We start from the raw sequence: 23,914 nt of genomic DNA, 5'->3' as shown, positions 1-23,914 counted from the left end.
TTCGCTCTCGGCAATAATTGCTTCGGATGGTTTCTATCACTGTGGGTATGATAAAAATACGCCTGCCGGCTCGAGCCGGAGTTCACCCCGACGCCCTCCTGCGTAAACAGTATCGAAAACACCGACGGCGTTACTTTCCGACCAGTGCCTCGCGTTTGGACGTACGGTAGGTTCCGTTCTCGAGTGTGACTGTCTCGGTTCGGCCTTCCCCGCTCGAACTACGCTCCGCCGACGTCGTCCGGCTCCGAGTCGAACCCGAACGCGGTCCACGACTCACGGACGGCCGTCCGAATGTCGGGCGGATACGACTCGAGAAACGAGACTCGCGGCGCGATGTACTCCTCGTCCCAGCGCGGGTCCCAGGTCGCGTCGACGTAGAGGCGCGCGCCGGTGCCGTCGCGCTCGTAGGTCGGCAGCCGAGCGACCGGCGCGTCGGGTTCGCTGAACAGCCAGTCTCGGGAGGGGTGGGCCTTGACCCAGAGGTCGCCGAGCACCCGTCCGAGGTCGTGGGGATCGGTCTCCTCGTCGACGAGGACGACGGTATCGAAGCAGTCGGACCGAGAGAACAGGAAGTTCGCTAACTGCCACTCGAAGCCGGCGTAGAGGACCTCCGTCGAGACGATGCAGATCCCGAGCCGTCCCGCCGCGGGAAGGAGCAGCCAGTCCACCGGGGAGACGCCCCAGTAACCGTTGACCCGGTCGTAGAGCCGGGCCGCCAGCGCGAGCGCGACGAGTTGCAGGTCGTCGGCGAGGGGTACGTCAAGCGGCGTGAACGGGACGACTGCGTCGTCGCGAGCGAACACGCCAGTCACGTCCAGCGTGACCGTCGCGCCGTCGACGAGCCGTTCCCAGAACTCCGGCTTTTCCGAGCGCGTGTCGGGTTGCTGGGTCGCGAGTTCCGTCTCGAGGACGACCTCCGCGGAACTCGGAACGAGTCCGCCGGCGGTCGGGATCACCGGAACGGTCGACCCGACCCGTCGGTCTTCGATCGGTGTCGAGAGTCGGTCGGTGATCGTCAGCAGCGTCGTCGCCGCCAGCGCTTCGGCGGGGACTCCCAGCGCCACGGTCACCGACTCGCCCCGCTCGAACCGTTCGCGTATCGCCGCGGGGACGCGGGCTCGAATCGTGTCCCCGTCGAGGACCGTTCCGTGGATCGGTGCCCAGTAGGTTCCGTCGTCGCTCCCGACCGAGAGGAGGCCGAGGGTGAAGTGGGGCCAGGCCTCGTCCGGCGGCGTCGGGAGTCCGAGTTCCCGCACGGTCCGGTCGGTCGCGGTCGCCGCTCGTTCGACGTAGGTGACGTCGCGCTCGTCGATCCGGTCGCCGAGGTCGGTGATCGCCTCGAGCACGTCGACGTACTCGGGGTCGCGGTCGACCCCCAGACCGATGCCGAGCCGAGTCCACGGCGACCGGTCCTGCCGCGTCAGTTGGTCGACGCCGCCGTAGACGCCGCTGGCGAGTCCTACGTGGGACTTCTCGGCTGCCCGAAACCGTACCGCCGGCCCGTCGGCGCGAAGCGCTTCGGCGGCGACGACCTGCGGGGACGGCGATTCGGGCCGCTCGAGCGAGCACAACTCGTCGGTCTTTCGCAGGAACTCGAGGTGGGTTCGAAACGCCGTCATCGGTTCAACTCCATCGTGTGTGCCGGTTCGAACGCCGATTCGGAGACGCCGGCTTCGGCGAGCAGCTCGCGGGCCCGGTCGCGTTCGCCCTCGTCGCCGATCGCTTGTTTCGGTCGATTCCCATCGGACAGCGCGTCGATGTACGCCTTCGCCGTTTTCGTCTTCGACGTTCCGACCGTCGCGCTCCCCTTCTCATCGGGCGTCTGATAAATGTTGAGCGGGACCTTGGGCATCCGCTCGACGCCGAACTGGTGGAAGTCCTCGGCGGGGTCCGCGTGGAGGGCGATGGCCTCCAGGACGGCCCGGGGGTTCAGCGGATTCACGTCGCCGTCGACGAAGACGAAGAAATCGATGTGGAGCATGCCCCAGGTGGTAAAGATGAAGTTGGCGAGTTCGTGGAGCGACCCGGGGTACGATCGATCGGTCGCGATCACCCACGCGGTTCGGGAGGTAAACGGCCACGGAACGGCCAGTTCGACGTCGAAACCCGCCGCTCGCAGCCCCAGCGTGGCGTCCGGCCCGCCCGCCGCGGCCTGAAACGTACTCGAGGAGTTCTGCCCGTAGCCGACGCCGGTTCCTTCGACGCAGAACGGCAGGTACGGCTCCTCGCGGTGGGTGATCGCGTCGACCTCGAGGACCGGCATCGAGCGTCGGGGGCCGTTCATGTAGCCGAAGTAGTCGCCGAAGGGCCCCTCGTCCAGCCGTTCGTTCGGCATCACCCGCCCTTCGATAACGACTTCGGCCGACGCGGGAACGCGGAGGTCGTTCGTCTCGCACGGGACGAGTTCGACCGGCCTCTCCTGCAGGGCGCCCGCGTAGGCGACCTCGCTGCGTCCGACGGGGATCCACATCTCGGCGGTGCACTCGACGGCGGGGCCAGCACCGATCGTCAGCGCGACCGGCATCGGTTCGTCCTCGCGCTCGTACTCGAAGTAGTAGAGGTTCGGCACCTGTTCGCCGGCCAGCAAGAGCAGACTCGCCTGCGACGCGTCGTGGATCATCGCCCGGTGGCGCGACCAGCTTCCCCACTCGCTGTCGGGGGCCGGCGCGACGAGTGTCGCGAGCGTCGCGTACCGGCCGCCGTCGCCGTGGTGGATGTACGGCCAGGGGAACTCGAGCAGGCTCGCGTCCGCCCCGGTCCGGACGACCTCCTTGCAGGGTGCGTCCGCGGGGTCTCCGACCGTGGGATCGACCGGTTCGCGGAGTCGGTCGATAACGCCCTCGTAGTAGGCCGGCCCGGCGTCGACTGGCAAGTCGAACGCCCGACCGAGGAACTCCCACGGTCGCCGCTGTGGGCCCCGGTAGGGATCGCCGACGAGGCGAGCGTCGACGTCGCCGTTCCGGGACTGAACCGCCTCGAAGATCGGGATTCGATCGTCAGTCTCGTTCGCCAGCATCGTGACGGCGCTGGCTTCGAGATCCCACGAAACCTCGTCGGTGATCCGCGCGGTCGCGTTCCGTTCCTCGAGCACGTCCAGAAAGGCCCGAAATGGCACTGGCACTGCAGACATTCACTCGCCCTCGAGCGCGTCCCGTAGCGGGTCGTTCTCGTACTCGGCTCTCGCGTCGGCGTAGCGCTCGAGCAGCGACGGATACTCCGCTGCGAGGCGGTCGAACAGGAGCTCTCGAGCGGCCGCCGCGGTCGATTCGTACTGGCCGTCCTCGACGAGGTATCGGAGCAAGACGTTCAGATCGTCCGATCGCGTGTTGATGACGTTCGATCGCTCCCGTTGCTCGCGGACGAGGCGCTCGAGTCGGTCGCCGTCGACGTTCGTCCCGTCGACGAATTCGATATACCACTGCTCTTCGGTGTTCTCGTGGGGTCCCTTGACGACCGAGAGCGGCTCGGGCCGGTCGAGTTTCGCCGGATCCCTCGCGATACGCGCTCGCGAGTGGAAGATTTCCTTCGTCTCGGCGTCGCGTACCTGCAGTTCTATTTCCGTTTCCGTCTCCGTCCCCTCGACGTCCGGAAGCTGTTCTTCGGCAGTAATGTACTGGTTCGACATACCATCGAGTTCGTGATCGCTGGTCGACCGGCGACCGCCCGAGGCGGTCGCGTGCTAGTATCTCCCGTCTCGAGGCGGGGCGTATAATATCTTTGTTCGCCGGACAGCCCGCGGCTCAGCCGACGCCACAGCAGCGCCTCGGTCGGCACCCGCGGCGTCGCTCCTACGGTTCCAGCCGAAACCGAACCGTCGGGGAGCCGTCGAACCGCGGGCCGCGGCCGCGCCGTTCGAAGCCGAGTTCTTCGGCCGCGTTTTCGACGGTCTCCGTCTCCGGCGAGACCAGCACTTCGACGGCCATCGACTCGCGTTCGGCGAACCGAACCGGCTCGGCGAGCAGCCGTTTGCACGCCTCGCCCGTGCCGTCGAGTTGGGTCACGTGAACGGTGTCCGATTTGGCGTCGAAGCTGATGAACCCCAGCAGATCCTCCGGATCGGAGCCGTTGTACTGTGAACCCGAGACGTCCGCGTTCGGATCGTGACTACCGTCCTCGGCGACGCGTACCGTCCGGTCGTGGACCAGGTTTCGCATCACGTCGGTCGGTGAGTCGGCGATCGACGCCAGCGCGTCCGCGTCCGCCTCGAGAGCGTCCCGTACGTTCATTAGCGTGTGGTAATGCTACGCACAAACATAAATCCCGCCTGCGATAGCGCGGCGGCGTTCACCCTCGAGAGACCGTCTCGACTCGAGACCGTTTTCGCGTCTCGATCGGTTGCGGCGGAACGCGGACTCGGTCCAGTCGTCGCTGCAGGACCTACTGTTCGCCCCGTCGCCAGACGACGGATTCGGCCGATGTCGGGTCTTTGACCGGTCCGAAAACAGTGGTAAAAATCCGATCGATGGACACAGTTATCTGCGCGCTCTGGTAACGGTCTGGCATATGAGTCAAGCCATCGGTACGGGATCCACGGACGAGGTGTCAGTATGCGTGTCGTAGCCAAATTCGGCGGAACGAGCCTCGGAAGCGGCGACCGAATCAACCGCGCCGCGGACTCGATCGCCGCGGCCGTCGAGGACGGCCACGAAATCGCCGTCGTCGCCAGTGCGATGGGGTCGTCCACCGACGATCTGCTGGACGAAATCACCTTCGAGACCGACGACGCCGATCGGGCCCAGATCGTCAGCATGGGCGAGCGAACGTCCGTTCGGATGCTCAAGGCCGCATTGTCTGCCCGCGGTATCGACGCGACGTTCTTAGAACCCGGCAGCGACGACTGGCCCGTCGTCACCGACGAGTACGGCGAAGTCAACGTCGAGCAGACCCACGAACGCGCCCTCGCAGTCGCGGACGAACTCGAGGACACGGTGCCGGTCATCACCGGCTTCCTCGCGGAAGGACCCGACGGCTCGATCACGACGCTGGGTCGCGGTGGCAGCGACACCACGGCCGTCATGATGGGCAAGTACATGGACGCCGACGAGGTCGTCATCGTCACCGACGTCGAGGGCGTCATGACCGGCGACCCACACGTCGTCGAGGGCGCTCGGAACGTCGGCGAGATCTCCGTCGACGAACTGCGCAACCTCTCGTTCCGCGGGGCCGAAGTCGTCGCCCCCTCGGCGCTGTCGTACAAGGACGGCTCGCTTGACGTCCGCGTCGTTCACTACCAGCACGGCGACCTCCTCTCGGGCGGGACGAGCATCGAAGGCCAGTTCCAGAACCTCGTCGACCTGCGCGAACGCCCGCTCGCCTGCCTGACCGTCGCCGGCCGCGCGATCCGCAACCAGCCCGGCGTTTTCCACCACCTCTCGGAGGCGCTCAGCGAGAGCGACGTTAACATCGACGCCGTCGCCAGCGGCCTCGACACCGTCACGTTCTACATCGACGAGGACGAGGCCGAACGCGCCGAGAACATCCTCCACCGCGAGGTCATCGCCCGCGACGAACTCTCGAGTGTGACCGTCGACTCGTCGTCCGCGGTCATCCGGGTGACCGGCGGCGAACTGCCGAATCAGCCGGGCGTCATCAGCGAGATCGTCAACCCCCTCGCCGAGGCCCGGATCAACGTCCACGACATCATCACCAGCGCGACCAGCGTCGCTATCTTCGTCGATTGGGAGGACCGCGAGGAGACGCTCGAGTTGACCCAGGATCTGTTCTAACCCGCTGAGGCCGGATTTACCAGAGATAATTGACTTTTCTGTTTCGCACGTGTCACCCGAAACGGGTCCATAAACCGCGGTAACGTGGTCGTAACGAAAGGGATGACTGTCACAGGTCATGTCATGAGTACGGACGCGACTGAAAACGACGCGCTCGAGGACATCGACCCCGATCCCGACGCGGTCCTCGACGAATTCGGCGTCGAAACGCCCGACGACCTCCTCGACGCCGGCGGTGACCACGACACGGTTCCCGACGACGAACTCGACGTCGACGATACGACCGCGGCCGAACTGTTCGACGATCTTCAGGACGTCGACACGGAGCCGGCGGCGGCCGACGACGGCGGCGACGGTGTCGGCGATCTCCCCGCCGCCGCCGACCTCGAGTTCGAGTTCGTCGGCGATTCGGACATCACCGTCCGGGACGACGGTGACGTGATCGAAGCCTCGGCGGCCGAACTCAGCGCACTCGATACTACGGAATCGGCCGCGCTCGAGGCGGCTGGTTCCGAGGACGCTGATGGGGCCGCAGACGAGTTCGGTGGCGACGAAAACGACGCCGTGAACGACTCAGGTGCCAATGGAAACGACGCTGTAGACGAGTTCGGTGGCGACGGTGAGGCGGCTATCGGTGAGACTGCCGCCGACGGTAGCGTCGGCGACACCGCCGCCGCGTCGTCTGTATCGCTCACTGTCCACGCCGAGGCGGCGGACGACCTGCAAATCGTCGGCGAACCGAAGCGGACGCGGATCGCCAACGACACCTTCGCCAACCCCGAATTTGACGCACCCTGAGACGGACCGCTGGCAGTCAGTTTCGGTGGCCTGTGACCGCCCTGTAGGGACACTGAAACAGCGGGACAGCGGACCGACGGACTCGTTGCCGAGAAGCAATTCGAACCCGAACTCGATCCCGATCCGTCCCCGTCCCCCTGCTGTCGATTCCGCCCATCGATGTGCCGATCTGTCCGGAATCGGACGCCTCGAGCCACCAGCAGACACGAGGCGTCAGCTAGGATAATCACGCGCACGGCCGTTATGCCGGTATGGTCGCCTACAAGTCGAAGATGGTCGAACGGATCCGCCTGCCCTCGCGAGCACAGCGGGAACGCAACCTCGAGCGGGCCGGCTACAACGCGTTCAATCTCGATTCCGAGGAGGTCTTCGTCGATCTGCTGACCGACAGCGGCACCGGCGCAATGAGCGATTCCCAGTGGGCCGCCCTGATCCGGGGCGACGAAGCCTACGCCGGATCCCGGAGCTTCGAGGAACTCGAGTCGGCCGTCCGGGACGTGATGGGGTTTTCACACGTCGTGCCGACCCATCAGGGCCGGGGCGCGGAGAACGTCCTCTACGGCACGCTGCTCTCGGCGGGCGACGTCGTGATCAACAACACGCACTTCGATACGACACGAGCGCACATCGCCAATCAGGACGCGGATCCGGTCGACTGTCCGGTCGACGGTGCTCACGACCCGGAGATGGACGCGCCGTTCAAGGGTAACTTCTCGCTCGAGGGGGCCCGCGCGGTCGTCGACGACGTCGGGGCGGAGAACGTGCCGATGATCATCTCGACGATCACGAACAACTCGACGGCGGGTCAGCCGGTCAGCGTCGAGAACACGCGTCGGGTCCGCGAGTTCGCCGACGAGATCGACGCGACGTTCGTGATCGACGCCTGCCGGTTCGCGGAGAACGCCTACTTCGTCACCGAACGCGAAGACGAGTTCGCCGACGCGACGGTCGCCGAGGTCGCCCGCGAGCAACTCGGCTACGCCGACGCCCTCGTGATGAGCGGCAAGAAAGACGGGCTGGTCAACGCCGGCGGCTTCGTCGCGACGGACGACGAGACGCTCTTCGAACGGTGTAAGCAGCGAACCATCCTCTACGAGGGGTTCCCCACGTACGGCGGGATGGCCGGTCGGGACGTCGCCGCGATGGCCGTCGGCCTTCGCGAGGCCGTTGAGGAGGCGTACGTCGCCGATCGCGTCGATCAGATCCAGGCCCTTGCCGAGATGCTCGAAGAGGTCGGCGTGCCGGTCTACACGCCACCAGGCGGTCACGCGGTCTACCTCGACGCGGGAGCCATGTTTCCACACCTCTCACCGAACGAGTTCCCGGGACAGGTTCTGGTCTGTGAACTCTACCGGGAGGGCGGCGTCCGCGGGGTCGAACTCGGGAGCTTTGCCTTCCCCGAGACCGATCGGCCGGAACTGGTCCGCCTCGCGGTGCCGCGGCGAACCTATCACAAGGAGCACTTCGAGCACGTCGTCGAGACCGCCGCGACCGTCCTCGAGAAACGCGAGACGGTGTCGGGTCTCGAGATCACGAGCGAACCCGAGGTGCCCGAACTCCGTCACTTCACCGCGGAGCTCGAGCCGATTTCGTCGTAACCGCCACGGCCCGGCGGCCCTCGCCAAGTTTCATCAGGGCCCTGCCACGGCCCGAACGCCCTCGTCACGGCCAGGCCTTGAGGCCGCTCAATCACGCCGTCGAGAACCGGGAGAACCGGGAGAACCGGGTGAACCGGGGAGTTACCGGCTCGAGAACGTATTCATCGCTCGATCTCGCAGGCTCTCCTCGGGTTCCGGCTCGGATCGACCTCCCAGTCGCTGTTTTGCGAGGTTTCGAACGCCCTGTTTTGCGGGTTCGGAGGTCGCCATGCCGATCGCCCAGTCGGGGATCTGCGATTCGATCTCCGAGCGCTTCTCGGCCTTGAGTTGGCTGTACTTCCGGAGCGCGAGACCGACGCCGAGGAACAGGCCGGCGTCGATCAGTTCCCGACGGAACCGTTCCTGATCGTTGCGTACCGCGATCGCCTTGACGAGCGAGATGCCGCCGATCGCGAGGTAGAGTTTCGAGCTCTTCGATGGGTCGCCGCTGAGTATCCCTTTGAGCGCCATGCGACGCGACGTACCACGTTCTTCGGGATAAAGTTCCGCCGGAACACGCCGGCATGGCCGAATATTCATCGGTTCGGACGGTTTGATCGCTCGAGAAACGGCGACCGAGATTCCGTCGTGCCGCGTGCCGAGGAGTCACGTGCGCTCGATCGCCACCGCGACGCCGCGATGTCGCCGCTCGTCGATCGGCTCGATCGAAAAGCCGAGCGTCTCGTAGAACGGGCGAACGCCGTCGTCGAACCGCGCCGTCAGCCGCCCCTCGCGTTCGAGTGCGTGTTCGACCAGCGCGCGGCCGATGCCCTGGTCCCGGTGACGACGGCGGACGCCGATCGCCGAGATGTGGGCACCCGATCCGCTCTCGTCGGCCTCGAGGACGGCCGTGCCGAGGATGCGTTCGGAGCCTCCCGACGCGTCCGTCCCGCCGCGGTGGTCGCCGGCGACGAGTACGTTCCCCTGTTCGATCCGCGCTTCGACGTCGCCCGGCTCGAGCATGGCCGCATCGAGGATGCGCCGGACGTCGAGGGCGTCGTCGGGAACGGCGGTGCGAACGTGGCCCTGCATGCGTCAGGTTCGTCGGTCGACGGCGGCTAACAACTCGTCGATCTCGGGTCGGTCGAGATTGGTCTGGCCGCGATAGGTCGCGACGACGCTGATATCGCCGTCGTCGTCGATGTCTAAGACGATGGCGGCGGGCATTCGGCCGATAACGTCGAAGTGCTCGCCGAGCGTGCCGAGTCGAACCGGCTGGTCGAACGCCTCGCCCGCGTCGGTCTCCGGGTCCGCACAGAGCGGATACGGGAGGTCGTATCGCTCCTGCCATCGCCGGACCCGTTCGCGGGGTTCGGGAACGACGGAGACGACCTGACAGCCCCGTTCGCGAAACTCCTCGTAGCGGTCGGCGACGGCCCGGACCTGCCGGCGACACTGCCCCGCGTGATGATCGCGGTGGAGCAACAGGAGGATGGCGTCGTGAGCCGGCTCGACGTCGTCGGTCGTCGTCGGATCCGCCGGCGCGACCGGCGCGGCCAGTTCGGCGAGCGTGAGCGGATCCGGACCCGGGCCGACGTTGGGGAGCGTGACCTCGGCGGGGTTGCTGTTCATGTGCGCGGCTACGACGGGTGCCCTGAAAACGGTCGGGCTTTCATACGGATTGCTGTAACTATATACCGCCATTACCAGGGACGTGGTCGGTAATCGGCGGTAATTGACTACAGAAAACCGTATCAGCACCCACCCCGTTCTCGCGGTCTCCGGTACCCGGGGACTCGAGAACCGCGCGGACTCGGCTCCCCAGGCGCCCGAACATATCGAGTAAATCGCCCGCAATCGCGTGCTGTGGGGGTTTCGACGCCGCTTTGGGGTCCGCGGGCGTCCGTTTCCGATCCGGGCGGCCGTGATCGGCTGAGAGGAACAATTATTCACCCCCGTCGAAAAGGAGATTTCGTACTGACCGACAATGGCTCATGGTTCCGCGACTGTTGATTTTGCAGATATCGAGGCTGCCCGCGATCGGCTCGACGACGAATCCGTCGTCAAACATACGCCGATCGAGCGGAGCACCTCGCTCGACGAACTGACCGGCGGCGAGATCCACCTCAAGATGGAGCACCTGCAGTGGACTGGCTCGTTCAAGACCCGCGGCGCGTACAACAAGATCGCACAGTGTAGCGCCGACGGCGGGACGGAACGGATCGTCGCGGCCAGCGCCGGCAATCACGCACAGGGCGTCGCCCTCGCGGCGACGAAACTGGGTATCGACTCGACGATCGTGATGCCGAAGGGAGCACCCCAGGCGAAAGTCGACGCGACCCGAAGCTACGGTGCCGACGTCGAACTCGTCGGGGAAGACTTCCAGGAGGCGATGGGACACGCACGAGGGCTGGTCGACGACGAGGCCACGACGTTCGTCCACGCCTACGACGATCCCGCCATCGTCGCCGGACAGGGAACGCTCGGCCTCGAGATGTACGAGGATCTGCCGTCGGTTGACACGGTCGTCGTCCCGATCGGCGGCGGGGGGCTCATCTCCGGAATCGCGACCGCCTTCGACGAACTCTCGCCGGAGACGCGCGTCGTCGGCGTGCAGGCCACGGGAGCGGCGACCGTCGCCGATAGCCTCCAGAAGGGTGATCCCGTCTCCCTCGAGTCGGTCAAAACCATCGCCGACGGGATCGCGACGGGCGGCATCTCCGACTTGACGCTCTCGCACATCGAAGCCCACGTCGACGAGGTGGTGACGGTGACCGACGGCGAAATCGCCCGCGCAATCTTGCTGTTGCTCGAGCGGGCGAAACAGGTCGTCGAAGGGGCCGGTGCGGCCTCGGTTGCGGCCGTCATCAGCGACGAACTGGACGTCTCGGGCGAGACGGTTATGCCGTTGCTGTGTGGCGGTAATCTCGACATGACGATGCTCCAGACGGTGCTCGTCCACGCGCTGAGCGACCGCGAGCAACTCCTGCGACTGCGCGTGAGGATCGATGACCAACCCGGGAAGATGGAGACGATTTCGGGACTCATCGCCGATCACGGTGCGAACATCCAGAATGTCCGCCACGATCGATCGGCTCCGGAACTCGACGTCGGCGAGGCCCACCTCGTCTTCCGGATCGAAACCAGCGGTGCGGGCCAGTCTCGCGCGATCATCCGTTCGATACGCGATCACGGCCACGAGGTCCGACACGTCAACGCGTGACGTGTGGGCGGCCGGGAATTTCGCCACTCGAGCCGGATCCGCCGCAGACGCTACCCGCCCTTGATCAGCCGCAGGACCGTCACGTGGTCGCTTTCGACCGGCTGATCCTCGGGCACGGGACGACCGTCGACGAGGACGCTCACCTCGTGGGGGCTGAGATCGATCTCACGAAGCAGGTCCCGGTAGGTCGGTGCCGTGTCGGCGGTCGCCCCCGACGCGGCCTCGAGATCGATCTCGTGGGTGTCCTCGCCCTTGACGTCGACGGTGACGTGCATAGTTGTCGTTACGAGGGCGCGGACTTGAGCGCGTCGCTCTCCGCGGCGCGAAGCCGGGGAGTCGTCGCGTCCGTGGCGGCGGGTCGTCGCCGATCGTTAGTCGCTCGCCGGCTCGTCGGGGCCGATACCCCCTCGCGGCTCCCGCTCTCGGTCCCGGAGGGATCGCCGGTGGCTGTACAGGCCGACCGCGAGCGCGCCAAGACCCAGCAGGAAGACGAGCAGGTTGAGCAGCCCCCCGAGGTAGGGTACCTGTGCGAGGAGTGCACCGCCGACCAGCCCGACTACGAGCGCGAGCCACCGATTCTCCACGTCGACAGCGGAGAGCAGCCACGCCGCGACGGCGAACCGGCCGTAAACGATCCCGATCCAGACGACGAGCGCGAATGCGAACGCGCCGATGACCGAGAACGGAATGCCGACGACCGTAATCGCCGTCGCGACCAGCAGTATCGGGATTCCCACGAGTACGCCGAGTCCGGCCAGCCCGGAACGAACGGGGTCGGTCGCGACTCGATTCGCGACGCCGTCGGAAAACCGCGGAAACAGGGCGAGTAGCGCGGCTCCCAGAACCAAATTCAACGCGAGCACGTACGCCGAAAACAGCCACGAGGCGATCGGCTGCACCGTCGGCGTGAGATCGAATCCGATCGAGGAGTCCTGCTGGATCTCGCCCGCGACGGCACCGGTGTTGCCCTCGAGGGTCCCGCCGTAGCGCAGGTCGCCCGCGACCGCGGCGTCGTCGCCGAGCTGGATCGTTTCGGCACCGATCGTCGCATCGCCTTCGAGCGTGCCGTCGACGGTGACCGTTCCGGCACCCGCCGCGACGTCGCCGCTGATGGTCGCGCCGTCGGTGATCGTCACGCTGCCCGCCGCGGCCTCGACGTCGCCGTCGACGGTGCCGTCGATTGTGAGACTCCCGCCGGCGGCCTCGAGGTCGCCGCCGACGTCGCCCGCGATTCGGATATCTCCCGCGACGGCGCTGACGTCGCCAGTGACGGTTCCCTCGACGATGACGGTTCCCGCGAACGCCTCGAGGCTGTCGATCGTTTCGCCTTCTTCGACGACGACCGTACCGCCGGTTCTCGTCTCCGCCTGGGCGGCGACCGTCGCCGGCACGGTTCCGACGACGAGGACGACGAGCAGGGCGACGACGATAGTCGTTCGTGTTCGACCGTTGACGTTCATGGCCGATCGTACGCCGACCGCCGAGAAAAACGTGGTACTGTGCCGTCAGTACTGCGGACTGTCCGTCCCGTATGACCGTCAGTCGCCGGTTACGGCTCGCTCTGACGGGGATACCCCTTTAGAACCCCAAAGAAACTGCTGAAAAACTGACACACTGATCGCAGAGCCGTCGTGTGATCGGGTGTGCAGTGACTTTCAGCAGCTACTATGGGCGTCCGGTTCGACGATGAAAATATGTATACGGTTCTCGTGCCGGTCAAGACCGAACGAAGCCTCGCGGCGGCCGAGTACGCCGCGGCACTTCCCGAAAGCGAGTCGACGGTCGAGGTCGTTCTCGTCAGCGTCTTCGAGGAGTTCGAAGCGGCCGACGAAGCGAGCGTGGTGCGCTCGGACGACCTCTACGAGGAAACCGATCTGCCCGCCGACGTCCTCGAGGTCGCGCGGACGCTCGAGGAGCACGGCATCGACGTCACGGTCCGGCGCGAACACGGCGATCCGGTCGAAGAAATCCACCGCGTCGCCGCGGAAATCGACGCCGATACGATCGCGATGGCTGGCCGGGACCGTTCGGCGACGGGAAAAGTCCTGTTCGGCAGCGTCATTCAGGGCGTGATCCTCGAGTCGGAACGGCCGGTGACGGTTCTCCGGAGGGAGTAGGGCTTCGGAGCGGCGTTCTCACCGTCTCGGCTGGCTCGAGGATCGGCCTCGAGACCGACAGCGCGTTCGGTCGTTTTATCTTTCGCCCCTCCCTTCCGAGTGGTATGAGCGAGGCCGACGCCGAGGCGGCGGAGCCGACACCCGGCAAGACCGAAGTCTGGATCGAGAAGTATCGGCCGGAACGGCTCGACGAGATCAAGGGCCACGAGAACATCGTTCCGAGACTGCAGAACTACGTCGACCAGGACGACCTGCCCCATCTCATGTTTGCGGGGCCGGCGGGTACTGGAAAGTGCGTTACTGGTGAGACGCCGGTTCTGACCAACGAGGGCGTCGTCCCCATCTCGAGCGTCGTCGGCGACGTTGACGGGTTTGACACTCCGGGCGATGAGCTCGAGATACTGACGTACGATAGCGATGGCTCTTTCGAATACGTCGCCCCGTCTCACGTCTTTTCCACGGAAGCGTCCGATCTTGTCTCGATCGAGACTCGAGACGGAAACGAGTTCACGGTTACACCAGAACACAAACTCCTCGTTGCGGACGAATCGGGTCTGGAGTGGCGACAGGCCGGGACGCTTTCGGGCGGGGAGCGGATCGTTCGACCACTGGAGACGCCTATCGCTGACGACTCGTCCGCCTCACTCGACTGGATTTCGTCGATGGACGGCGACAGGACCTTCGTGAACGTTTCGGAGTCGTTCGCCCGCCGATACGAAATTCCGGCAGAAGAGAACTACGTTGGTCAGAAGAAGACCATCCTCGGCTGTCTTCGCCGCGGCTACTCCCTCGACGAGATCGTCTCCGAACACGATATCACTCGTAAAACGGCTGCGAATTACGCCCGGAACATCTCGATCGACCTCGATGAACCGTCGACGACGTGCTCGCTCGGCTATCTCCGATCGCTCGACGTCAGCGAATCTGAACTTCGATCCCACGTCGAATCGATTCAGTACGTGACCGCGTACAACAGGCGGTCCAGCCCGATTACTCCGCCGTGGGAACTCACGTCCGATCTGGCACGGTTCGTCGGTCTCGCAATCAGTGAGGCACAAATTTCGAACGGCCGTATCAAGTTCTTTAACACCGACGATGCGCTCCGTGAGTCGTTCGACCAGATCGCCCAACAACTGTTCGACGTAGAAACGACTCGCGGCACCCAGAAGGACGTTCCGTACGTTGAACTCCGAACGAAGTCCCTCCATCACTTCCTCGAGTCTTGCTTCGGGGTGTTCGGCAGTTCGTCCTCGACTATCGGTTCGACGCTCGTCCACGCTCCCGAGGACGTCCGTTCGGTGTTTCTGCAGGCAGTCTTCGATTCGGAAGCGTCCGTTGCGGATCAGGGAACGATCGAGTTGACACAGAAGGACGAATCAGTGATAACGCTCTGTTCGTATCTCCTTGCCTCGTTCGGTATTCCAACTCGACGAAAGCGAGTCAAGAAGGCGGCGACGAACGGTACAGGATCGGACTCCGAGTACCATACGTTGTATCTCTCAGGTGTGTCAGCACTCTCTCGTTTCGAAGACGCTATCGGGTTTACCATCGACTACAAACAAGACCGACTCTCCGATTCGACGGCAGGAACCGGAAATCCGAATTACGACACGATGCCCGCCCAGACTGCCGTCGACGATCTGTGTCAGACGCTCTCGTTGAAAAAAGAACCACTGGTGACCGAGACACTGAATCCCGAAAACCCCGGTCGGGAATCGTATCTCGAAGATATCGACCGCGTTATCGAGGCTGCATCGGATCGGATCGAGGCCGCACAGCAGGTCGAACGCGAAATCGAGCAGGTTCAGTCCGATATCCGTTCGATGAGTTCCGTTCCGACGACGTGGATCGGCCAGCGAGACGTCCTGGAACCGATCGAGACGCGGAAAGAAGTCGAAGCGACGACCGGGATCCGAACGGACCGGCTACTCGAGTACGCCGACGGTCGACGAACACCGGTTGCGAGCCGCGCCAGTGAACTGCTCGTCACACTCGGGTCGCGAACCGAAACACCTGACACCGCTGCCCTGCAGGAATCCCTTCGAAACGCAATCGACGTACTCGGCGTCTCGGACAATCGGATCGCGAAAGGGACTGAGCTACTCGGGACTGACGTTCGAAACCTTCTCGAAAACGACGACCACGACCTTGCGTCGCTGCCGCGGTTCGAAACCGTCGCCGGCCGTATTCTCGATGTCGCCGACGAAATGTGTTCGATGGAAGTCGTCGAACAGTTGGTCGCACTCGATCGACTCTCTCGAGGGACACTTTACTTCGACCGCGTGTCGAACGTCGAGCGCGTAGAAGAGGATCGTCGAGTCTACGACCTCACGGTCCCTGGAACACGAAACTACGTCGCCGGTGACGTTCCAACGGTCATGCACAACACCACGGCTGCACAGGCCATCGCCCGTGAAGTCTACGACGGCGACTGGCGCGAGAACTTCCTCGAACTCAACGCTTCCGACCAGCGCGGGATCGACGTCGTCCGCGACCGGATCAAGGACTTCGCGCGGTCTTCCTTCGGCGGCTACGACCACCGCATCATCTTCCTGGACGAGGCAGACGCGCTGACCTCCGACGCCCAGTCCGCCCTGCGTCGGACGATGGAGCAGTTCTCCAACAACACGCGGTTTATCCTCTCGTGTAACTACTCGAGTCAGATCATCGATCCGATCCAGTCTCGCTGTGCCGTCTTCCGCTTCACCGAACTCACCGAGAACGCTATCGAGGCACAGATCCGCGAAATCGCGGCCAACGAGGGCATCGAGGTCACGGACGACGGCGTCGACGCCTTAGTCTACGCTGCCGACGGCGACATGCGAAAGGCGATCAACGGGCTGCAGGCGGCCGCCGTCATGGGCGAAACCGTCGACGAGGAGACGGTCTTCGCGATTACCTCGACCGCCCGCCCCGAGGAGGTCGAGGAGATGGTCGAACACGCCATCGACGGCGACTTCACCGCCGCCCGCGCCGCACTCGAGGACCTGCTCATGGACCGCGGCCTCGCCGGCGGCGACGTCATCGACCAGCTTCATCGCTCCGCCTGGCAGTTCGACATTCCGGAGCAGGCCACGGTTCGCTTGCTCGAGCGACTCGGCGAGGTCGACTACCGGATCACCGAGGGGGCGAACGAACGGCTGCAACTCGAGGCGATGCTGGCGTCGCTGGCCCTCGAGAACGAGTAGTTCCTGTCAGGTTTGTTTTGTGGAGCGGTTTCGGTTCGGTTGCTGGGTGTTGGCTGTGATTGCTGGCTACGACTATTGACTGCCGGAACCGCAGCAACGATCCGTCGCCGACCCGGAATTGCCCGGAAGTGACTGGCCTAGGTCAGAACTGAACACGACAGGATCAGGGCTCCGAATCCGGGCGTTCGGTTCGCGTCGCGATCGCGGTTCGCATCGCGGCCTGCCAGTAGACGCCGACCACCGCGACCGGGACGAGCCAGAGCGCGGCAAACGGCGCGTACCACTCGAGATTGCGCGGCGGGGATCCGGCGACGAACCGGCCGACGCTGACGGCGGCGACGACCGCGAGCATCGTCACCACCAGCAGGTGGGTCCCGTCGAGATCGGCGGTTCGCCAGGGGCGGAGCGACCCCGTTCGGCGGACGCCGGTCGCGAAGAGAGCGAGCGTACTCGCCGCTCCGCCGACGGTCAGGGCGATTGCCGCGTCGAGCCCGAGCACGTACTGCCCCGTCGCGAGGGTGCCGAAGGCCACCGGGACCAGCGGCATGGCGAACGACAGCACCGGGCCGCCGTTCCAGGCCGCGTACAGGAACGGGACGATCGCGATCGTCGCCGTCGCGAGCGCGATCAGCACCGTACTGACCGTGTCGAATCGCGGCGTCAGGGTCTCCAGCGCCGCGCCGTCGATCGTGATCGCCGTGCCCGCGTAGCTGACGGCGAACAGTCCGCCGAGGACGGCGAGATAGCCGACGGCGATCGCCGTTCGCCGGGGGTCGAGACCGAGGAGCGGATGTTCGAGCACGTCTCGGACGGCGGGTCGGCGGCCGAACACGCGGTGGCTGTCGGTGCTCATGATGCCTCCGTGATAACCGTCGCCATCCCGTCGTAGTCGCGTCGGGCGTTGTCGAGGTCGATCGCGGTCGGTGAAACGTCCCAGCCGGCCTCGGCGTAGATGGCCGCCATTGCCTTCCGGCCGCGTTTGTAGGAGGCGATTCCGTGTTTCGGTCGGGCGCCCGTATCCTCGTGGGCCTGGACGGAAACGACGCCGTCGAACGACCAACAGCGGACGTGGAGGCGGCCGCTGGTGCCGTAGTACGTCTCGGCGGCCGTCGCCTGCTGGCGGACGAATGCGCCTTCGGTGCGATCCCACGCGTATCGGGTGTATTCCTCGGGTTGGCGCAGCCACCCCTCGTCCTCGAGGACGCTCATGACGTGCTCGAGGGCCTCGCCGTCAGTTCCGGTCGCCGGATCGGGGAGGACGACGACGTTGATCGGGGCCGTCGCGACGAACGCGTCGGCGTCGGTTCTATCGACGCGAGCGCTCATCGGCCGGTACTGATAGCGGGCGATCGAGGTCTCGGCTTCGGTCGTGATCGGTTCGTCGCTCCACCGCGTGACTCGATCGGGCGGTTCCGCGCCCTCGACAGTCCGATCGATCGGCGTTGCGTCGGGTGGCGACGGCAACGCGGCGATGGCGGCCAGTGTGCCGATGCCGGCCAGCCCGCCCGTTCGGAGCAGCGATCGTCTCGTCGGCATCAGTCGCCTCCGCGCGGGTTCGGTGACCGAGCCAGCGGTACTGTCGGCCCTGCCGTCCGTACTCGAGGTGGCCCCAGCCGCGTACTTCGTGGATTGCGTCCGATACTCGCCATGCTGTAACTACTTGGAAATACAACTATTCCTGGCCCCTATATATCTTTTCGCTGAAGTTACTCACACGAACGCAACGTGGTCGTCGCTCGAGCGAGCGCGCCGGATCACGTCTTGCGATATTTTCGGAATGAACGTTGCGGAACAGTTTTAGGCGCTGGCTCGCCAACACACGTGTAATGAGCGAATTGGCGGACGCATACCGCCTCGAGTACTTCGAGGAGGAAGGATTCGAGCGCAAGGAGTGCCCGGAGTGTGGCGCTCACTTCTGGACCCGCGATCACGACCGGGTGACATGCGGTGAGCCGCCCTGCGAGGAGTACGGCTTCATCGAGAACGCCGGCTTCGACGAGGAGTACAGTCTCGAGGAGATGCGAGAGACGTTCCTCTCGTACTTCGAAGACAACGACCACGAACGGATCGAGCCCTATCCGGTCGCGGCCAACCGCTGGCGCGACGACGTTTTGCTGACCCAGGCGTCGATTTACGACTTCCAGCCGCTCGTGACGAGCGGGGAAACGCCGCCGCCGGCCAACCCGTTGACCATCTCCCAGCCCTGTATCCGGATGCAGGACATCGACAACGTCGGCAAGACGGGCCGACACACGATGGCCTTCGAGATGATGGCCCACCACGCGTTCAACACGCGGGAGGACGCCCCGGACGAGTACGCCTACGAGGGCGAGGTCTACTGGAAGGATCAGACCGTCGAACTCTGTGACGGCTTCTTTGAGTCGATGGGCGTCGATCTTGACGAGGTCATCTACATCGAGGACCCGTGGGTCGGCGGCGGCAACGCCGGGCCCGCCATCGAGGTCATCTTCCGCGGCGTCGAACTCGCCACGCTCGTCTTCATGTCGATGGAACAGGACTCCGACGGCGAGTACGAGATGAAAGACGGGAACCGCTACACCCCGATGGACACCTACATCGTCGATACGGGGTACGGCCTCGAGCGCTGGACCTGGGTCTCCCAGGGCACGCCGACGGTCTACGAGGCGGTCTACCCCGATATGATCGCTTTCCTGAAGGACAACGCGGGGCTCGAGCACACCGACGAACAGGAGGAACTCGTCCACCGCGCCGCCAAGCTCGCGGGCCATATGGACATCGACGAGGCCGAGGACATGGAGACCGCTCGCGGCGAAATCGCGGCCGAACTCGGCGTCGATGTCGACGAGCTCACCGAGCTGATGGAGCCCCTCGAGGATATCTACGCCATCGCGGACCACTGCCGAACGCTCGCCTACATGCTCGGCGACGGCATCGTCCCCTCGAACGTCGGCACGGGCTATCTCGCCCGGATGGTGCTTCGACGCACCAAGCGCCTGTGTGACACCGTCGGCGTCGACGCGCCGCTGGACGAACTCGTCGACATGCAGGCCGAACGGCTCGGCTACGAAAACCGCGACACGATTCGCGACATCGTCCGCACCGAGGTCGAGAAGTACCGGGAGACCCTCGAGCGCGGCGGTCGCCGCGTCGAGACGCTCGCCGAGGAGTACGCCGAGAAGGGCGAGCCGATCCCGACCGACGAACTGATCGAACTCTACGATTCCCACGGTATCCAGCCCGATATGGTCGCCGAGATCGCGGCGGACGCGGGTGCCGAAGTCGCCGTGCCGGACGACTTCTACAGTCTCGTCGCGAAGCGCCACGACACCCCCGAGACCGCCGAGGCGGTCGACGACGAGGAGGACGAGCGCTTCGAGGACCTCCCGGAGACGGAGAAGCTGTACTACGACGACCAGCAGCGAACCCAGTTCGAGGCCGTCGTGCTCGACGTCTTCGAACGCGAGGACGGCTACGACGTCGTCTTGGATCAGACGATGTTCTACCCCGAAGGCGGCGGACAGCCGGCGGATACGGGGACGCTCTCGACCGACGACGCGACGGTCGAGGTCGACGACGTCCAGATCGAAGACGGCGTCATCCTCCACCGAACCGACGAGACGCCCGGCAAAGGCGAGTTCGTCAACGGACAGGTCGATGCGACCCGCCGCCGGCAGCTTATGCGCCACCACACGGCGACGCACATCGTCATCCACGCGGCCCGGCAGATCCTCGGCGAGCACATCCGGCAGGCCGGCGCGCAGAAGGGCGTCGATTCCTCCCGGATCGACATGCGCCATTACGACCGCATCAGCCGCGACGACGTCAAGCGGATCGAGTCGCTGGCCAACGAAATCGTGATGGAAAACACCGCGGTCACTCAGGAGTGGCCCGACCGTCACGACGCGGAGACCGAACACGGCTTCGATCTCTACCAGGGCGGCATCCCGCCGGGCGAACAGATCCGCCTGATCCACGTCGACGACGACGTTCAGGCCTGCGGCGGGACCCACGTTGCCCGCACCGGCGACATCGGCTCGATCAAGGTCCTGAACACGGAGCGGGTCCAGGACGGCGTCGAGCGGATCACGTTCGCCGCCGGCGAGGCCGCACTCGAGTCGACCCAGCGGAAAGAGGACGCCCTCTACGAGGCCGCCGAGATTCTCGACGTCTCGCCCGAAGACGTGCCGGAGACGGCCGAACGCTTCTTCGAGGAGTGGAAGGGCCGCGGCAAGGAGATCGAGGATCTGAAAGAACAGCTCGCTGCGGCCCGCGCCGGCGGCGGAGGCGGCGGCGAGGAGGTCGCGGTCGGCGAGACGACGGCCGTTGTCGATCGGATCGACGCCGATATGGGCGAACTGCGCGCGACCGCGAACGCACTCGTCGAGGAGGGCAAAATCGCCGTCCTGGGCAGCGGCGAAAGCGGCGCCCAGTTCGTCGTGGCCGTCCCGGACGAGTCGGGCGTCAACGCCGGCGACGTCGTCGGCGAACTCGCCTCGAGAGTCGGCGGCGGCGGCGGCGGTCCGCCGGACTTCGCACAGGGCGGCGGTCCCAACGTCGAGGACCTGGACGAGGCGCTCGAGGACGCGCCGAACGTGTTGCGCCAGATTCAGGACGCCTGAACGGCGGCACTGATACGGTTTACTGTAGTCAATTACCGCCGATCACCGACCCCGTTCCTGGTGATCGGCGGTACATAGTTACAGTAATCCGTATGAGCCGAGGTCGACCGCTTTTTGCCGGCCGACAGACGCCAACCCGACAGTCCTTACTCGGCGATGCCGCAGTAATCGATCGCCGAGGTTGCGATCGTCCGTGCGGTCTCGAGCAGCGACGTGACGGTCGTATACTCGTCGACGCCGTGGAGGTTCGGGCCGTAGGGACCGGCCGTAACGACGGGAACGTCGTAGTAGCGCTGGTAGAATCGCTCGTCGAGCGCGGCGTTGCCGCCGACGAACGTCCCCTCTTCGCCGATGATCGACTCGGCGTTGCCTTTGACGATCTCGACGATGTCGGCGTTGCGGGCCACCTCGTGGGGCGCCGCGTTCCAGCCGGTCCACTCGACAGTCGGCGGGTTCTCGGCGAGCCATTCGTCTTCGCTTGCGGCCGCTTCGATCGCGCCTTCGATCGCCTCGCGCACGTCGGCACGGCTCTCGCCCGGTGGCCAGCCGACGCGTCCCTTCATCGTCATCTCCGCCGGAACCGAGGCGGGCCAATCGCCGCCCTCGACGACGCCGATGTTGATGTTGGTCACGTGGCCCTCGAGCGAGGGGTCTTCGGGCGAACTCCAGTTAACGTACACGATGTTGCTGGCATTGCTGGTCGGAAACGTTATTATTCTCGTCTTCGGGCTGACGATGGTGACTCAGCTTGGCTACTTGTCGAAGATCGATACGGATTACATCATTCCAATGGTCGTCGTCCTCTCGTTCCTCGGGACGTACGCGCTCCGGATCAATCCGATCGACATTCTGACGGTCATCGTCTTCGGTGTGATCGGGTTCTACATGGTCCGGTACAACTACTCGGTGATCGCCTTCGTTCTCGGCGTCGTGCTCGGAGATATCGCCGAAGAGAATCTCTACACGTCACTCCAGCTTTCCGACGGGTCGTACATGATCTTCATTAACCCGCTCGAATACGGTCGCTGGCTCTCGTTCGTGCTGTCGATCATCATCATCGCCCTCATCTTCGGACCGTTCGTGAAACGATGGTGGGCGAACAGAGGATCGTCGACATCATCGGCCTGATCTGCATCCGACTCTTTTCCGGCCGAACTGCCGTGCTGTGGGTTTCCACTCCGTTTTCTCCGTCGGTCGAGACCGAATCGATGCCGCGGTCTCTCGTCGGTCAAACCCGTGTAGCTTTGATAGTTCCAGTTCTGCCTTCGCTATGGACTTCGCGACGGCGTGGGACGACGAACTCCGGTCGTTCGCCGACGAACTGTGTCAATTCGAGACGACCGCCGGAAACGACGACGAGGCGGCGGCCCAGCGATGGGTCGCCGACGCGCTCGAGGAGTGGGGCTTCGAGACCTATCGGTGGGAGGCCGATCCCGAGGCGCTCGCCGAGCACCCGTCGTTTCCCGACAACCCGGACGACATCGAGACCGCAACCCGACCGAGCGTGGGCGGCGTCCTCGAGTTCGGCGATCCCGACGCGGGAAAGACGCTGGTGTTGAACGGACACATCGATGTCGTTCCGGCGGGGAACGGCTGGGAGGGTGAGCCGTTCGAACCGCGGTGGTCCGATGGCGATGGCGATAGCGCGCCGGGGACGACGCTTACGGCTCGCGGCGCGACGGATATGAAGTGCGGAGTGGCGGCTTGCGTGTTCGCGGCACGCCATCTCGAATCGATGGTCGACGACCACGAGGACAGCGGTACGGATAGCGATACTGACATCGATACCGACACCGCCATCGACCTCGACCTCGACCTCGACGGCCGACTCGTCGTCGAGAGCGTCGTCGGCGAGGAGGAAGGCGGCATCGGGGCGGCGGCCGCGGCCCTCGAGAACCCGTATCCGTTCTCGCGAGACGTGGCGATCATCGCCGAACCCACCCAGTGTCGACCAGTGGTCGCGACGGAGGGGAGTCTGATGAAACGGCTCCGTCTCGAGGGCCGGTCCGCCCACGCGGCGACGCGCTGGCACGGCGAGTCGGTCCTGCCCGCGTTCGAGCGGATCCGTCGGGCGTTCGAGGACCTCGAGACCGAACGCGGCGAGCGGGTAAGCCATCCGCTCTACGAGGAGTTTCCGATCCCGTGGCCCGTCTGCGTCGGCCGGGTGGAGGCAGGGAACTGGGCGTCGTCGGTTCCCGACGAACTCACCGCGGAGCTTCGGATCGGGGTCGCGCCGGGCGAAACGGTCGAGGCGGTCGAGCGGGAGTTCGAGCGGCAACTCTCGGACGTCGTCGCCGACGACCCCTTCTTCGACTCGAACCCACCCGAATTCGAACGGTTCTCGATCCAGTTCGAACCCGCCGAGATCGACGCGGACGAACCGGTGGTTCGGGCGGTACAGGAGGCGATGCTCTCGAACGGGCTGACGGCGACCGAGCCTCGCGGCGCGACCTACGGCGCGGACAGCCGACACTACGTACGCGCGGGCATTCCGACGGTGCTGTTCGGTCCGGGGGATATCCAGCAGGCGCACTTCCCCGAGGAGTCGATCGAGTGGGACGAGGTGCTGACGGCGAGTGAGACGCTCGCGACGGCAGCAGGCGTATTTCTGTCGGGCTAACGCTCGAGCCACCGCGCGCTGCGGTCGCCCGGTCGTTCCGAACCGAAACTATCGCCTTGCTCGG

20 protein-coding genes and 1 pseudogene are annotated in these 23,914 nt (G+C 65.2%); 9 read left to right on the top strand and 12 right to left on the bottom strand.

Translation table 11 applies throughout. From position 1 onward, the window contains the following. Positions 1–218 precede the first annotated feature (218 nt). The 4 genes from GS429_RS13075 to GS429_RS13060 form a co-directional block, all read right to left on the bottom strand. The gene (locus GS429_RS13075; RefSeq protein WP_160065809.1) at positions 219–1,619 is read right to left on the bottom strand and encodes a UbiD family decarboxylase; all 1,401 of its coding nucleotides are present in this window, start codon (positions 1,617–1,619) and stop codon (positions 219–221) included. After that, positions 1,616–3,130 carry a UbiD family decarboxylase gene (locus tag GS429_RS13070; protein ID WP_160065808.1) on the bottom strand — a complete coding sequence of 505 codons (1,515 nt, stop codon included), beginning with the start codon at positions 3,128–3,130 and terminating at the stop codon, positions 1,616–1,618. Before GS429_RS13070 ends, GS429_RS13075 begins: the two co-directional genes overlap by 4 nt. Next, a complete protein-coding gene (locus tag GS429_RS13065) occupies positions 3,131–3,625 on the bottom strand; it encodes a ubiD operon protein (protein WP_160065807.1) in 495 nt (164 codons plus the stop codon). It lies immediately after the preceding gene. Positions 3,626–3,788: 163 nt separating this feature from the next. Next, positions 3,789–4,226 (bottom strand): hypothetical protein, encoded by a 438-nt coding sequence (locus GS429_RS13060; protein WP_160065806.1) that lies wholly within the window; start codon positions 4,224–4,226, stop codon positions 3,789–3,791. A 321-nt stretch (positions 4,227–4,547) separates the two neighbouring features. Between GS429_RS13060 and GS429_RS13055 the strand changes: the two genes are divergently transcribed. The 3 genes from GS429_RS13055 to GS429_RS13045 all read left to right on the top strand — a co-directional run bounded on the left by GS429_RS13055 (position 4,548) and on the right by GS429_RS13045 (position 8,122). Further along, a complete protein-coding gene (locus tag GS429_RS13055; protein WP_160065805.1) occupies positions 4,548–5,726 on the top strand; it encodes an aspartate kinase in 1,179 nt (392 codons plus the stop codon). A 123-nt stretch (positions 5,727–5,849) separates the two neighbouring features. Continuing rightward, positions 5,850–6,524: a hypothetical protein gene (locus tag GS429_RS13050; RefSeq protein ID WP_160065804.1), complete on the top strand. Its 675-nt coding sequence runs from the start codon at positions 5,850–5,852 to the stop codon at positions 6,522–6,524. A 251-nt stretch (positions 6,525–6,775) separates the two neighbouring features. Continuing rightward, positions 6,776–8,122, top strand: coding sequence for a tryptophanase (locus GS429_RS13045; RefSeq protein WP_160065803.1), 1,347 nt, complete (start codon positions 6,776–6,778; stop codon positions 8,120–8,122). A gap of 141 nt (positions 8,123–8,263) precedes the next feature. Here GS429_RS13045 and GS429_RS13040 read toward each other — a convergent pair whose 3' ends face one another. The 3 genes from GS429_RS13040 to GS429_RS13030 all read right to left on the bottom strand — a co-directional run bounded on the left by GS429_RS13040 (position 8,264) and on the right by GS429_RS13030 (position 9,733). Next, a complete protein-coding gene (locus GS429_RS13040; RefSeq protein ID WP_160065802.1) occupies positions 8,264–8,632 on the bottom strand; it encodes a hypothetical protein in 369 nt (122 codons plus the stop codon). 135 nt (positions 8,633–8,767) lie between these two features. Further along, entirely contained in the window at positions 8,768–9,193 is a 426-nt protein-coding gene (locus GS429_RS13035) for a GNAT family N-acetyltransferase (protein ID WP_160065801.1), read from the bottom strand. A gap of 3 nt (positions 9,194–9,196) precedes the next feature. Continuing rightward, the gene (locus GS429_RS13030) at positions 9,197–9,733 is read right to left on the bottom strand and encodes a peroxiredoxin family protein (protein ID WP_160065800.1); all 537 of its coding nucleotides are present in this window, start codon (positions 9,731–9,733) and stop codon (positions 9,197–9,199) included. A gap of 355 nt (positions 9,734–10,088) precedes the next feature. Here GS429_RS13030 and ilvA point away from each other — a divergent pair, with 355 nt between their 5' ends. Next, entirely contained in the window at positions 10,089–11,324 is a 1,236-nt protein-coding gene (ilvA, locus tag GS429_RS13025; protein WP_160065799.1) for a threonine ammonia-lyase, read from the top strand. Between the two features lie 50 nt (positions 11,325–11,374). On the opposite strand, the gene samp2 is transcribed toward ilvA, so the two are convergent. After that, entirely contained in the window at positions 11,375–11,599 is a 225-nt protein-coding gene (gene samp2, locus GS429_RS13020) for a ubiquitin-like small modifier protein SAMP2 (protein WP_160065798.1), read from the bottom strand. Positions 11,600–11,695: 96 nt separating this feature from the next. After that, positions 11,696–12,784, bottom strand: a complete 1,089-nt coding sequence (locus tag GS429_RS13015) for a bactofilin family protein (protein ID WP_160065797.1) — start codon at positions 12,782–12,784, stop codon at positions 11,696–11,698. Between the two features lie 234 nt (positions 12,785–13,018). On the opposite strand from GS429_RS13015, the gene GS429_RS13010 reads away from it, so the two are divergent. Beyond that, positions 13,019–13,441, top strand: coding sequence for a universal stress protein (locus tag GS429_RS13010; RefSeq protein ID WP_160065796.1), 423 nt, complete (start codon positions 13,019–13,021; stop codon positions 13,439–13,441). A gap of 104 nt (positions 13,442–13,545) precedes the next feature. After that, positions 13,546–16,629 carry a replication factor C small subunit gene (locus tag GS429_RS13005; RefSeq protein ID WP_160065795.1) on the top strand — a complete coding sequence of 1,028 codons (3,084 nt, stop codon included), beginning with the start codon at positions 13,546–13,548 and terminating at the stop codon, positions 16,627–16,629. A 163-nt stretch (positions 16,630–16,792) separates the two neighbouring features. Here GS429_RS13005 and GS429_RS13000 read toward each other — a convergent pair whose 3' ends face one another. Then, on the bottom strand, positions 16,793–17,482 hold the full coding sequence (locus tag GS429_RS13000; protein WP_160065794.1) for a hypothetical protein: 690 nt from the start codon (positions 17,480–17,482) through the stop codon (positions 16,793–16,795). Next, on the bottom strand, positions 17,479–18,165 hold the full coding sequence (locus tag GS429_RS12995) for a hypothetical protein (RefSeq protein WP_160065793.1): 687 nt from the start codon (positions 18,163–18,165) through the stop codon (positions 17,479–17,481). Before GS429_RS12995 ends, GS429_RS13000 begins: the two co-directional genes overlap by 4 nt. Positions 18,166–18,455: 290 nt before the next feature. Between GS429_RS12995 and alaS the strand changes: the two genes are divergently transcribed. After that, positions 18,456–21,230 carry an alanine--tRNA ligase gene (gene alaS / locus GS429_RS12990; protein ID WP_160065792.1) on the top strand — a complete coding sequence of 925 codons (2,775 nt, stop codon included), beginning with the start codon at positions 18,456–18,458 and terminating at the stop codon, positions 21,228–21,230. Positions 21,231–21,376: 146 nt separating this feature from the next. On the opposite strand, the gene GS429_RS12985 is transcribed toward alaS, so the two are convergent. Then, positions 21,377–21,862, bottom strand: coding sequence for a peptidase dimerization domain-containing protein (locus GS429_RS12985; RefSeq protein WP_328821379.1), 486 nt, complete (start codon positions 21,860–21,862; stop codon positions 21,377–21,379). A 4-nt stretch (positions 21,863–21,866) separates the two neighbouring features. Here GS429_RS12985 and GS429_RS12980 point away from each other — a divergent pair. Together GS429_RS12980 and GS429_RS12975 are read left to right on the top strand one after the other, a co-directional pair. Further along, positions 21,867–22,358, top strand: a pseudogene (locus GS429_RS12980) (tripartite tricarboxylate transporter permease); the annotation flags it as partial. Positions 22,359–22,500: 142 nt separating this feature from the next. Further along, the gene (locus GS429_RS12975; RefSeq protein WP_160065791.1) at positions 22,501–23,850 is read left to right on the top strand and encodes a M20/M25/M40 family metallo-hydrolase; all 1,350 of its coding nucleotides are present in this window, start codon (positions 22,501–22,503) and stop codon (positions 23,848–23,850) included. Positions 23,851–23,914: the final 64 nt, after the last annotated feature.

The organism is Natronorubrum halalkaliphilum, assembly GCF_009834785.1.
Classification (GTDB): domain Archaea; phylum Halobacteriota; class Halobacteria; order Halobacteriales; family Natrialbaceae; genus Natronorubrum; species Natronorubrum halalkaliphilum.
The sequence above is the reverse complement of the archived record's forward strand: the minus strand, read 5'-3'. Positions and strand labels throughout refer to the sequence as shown.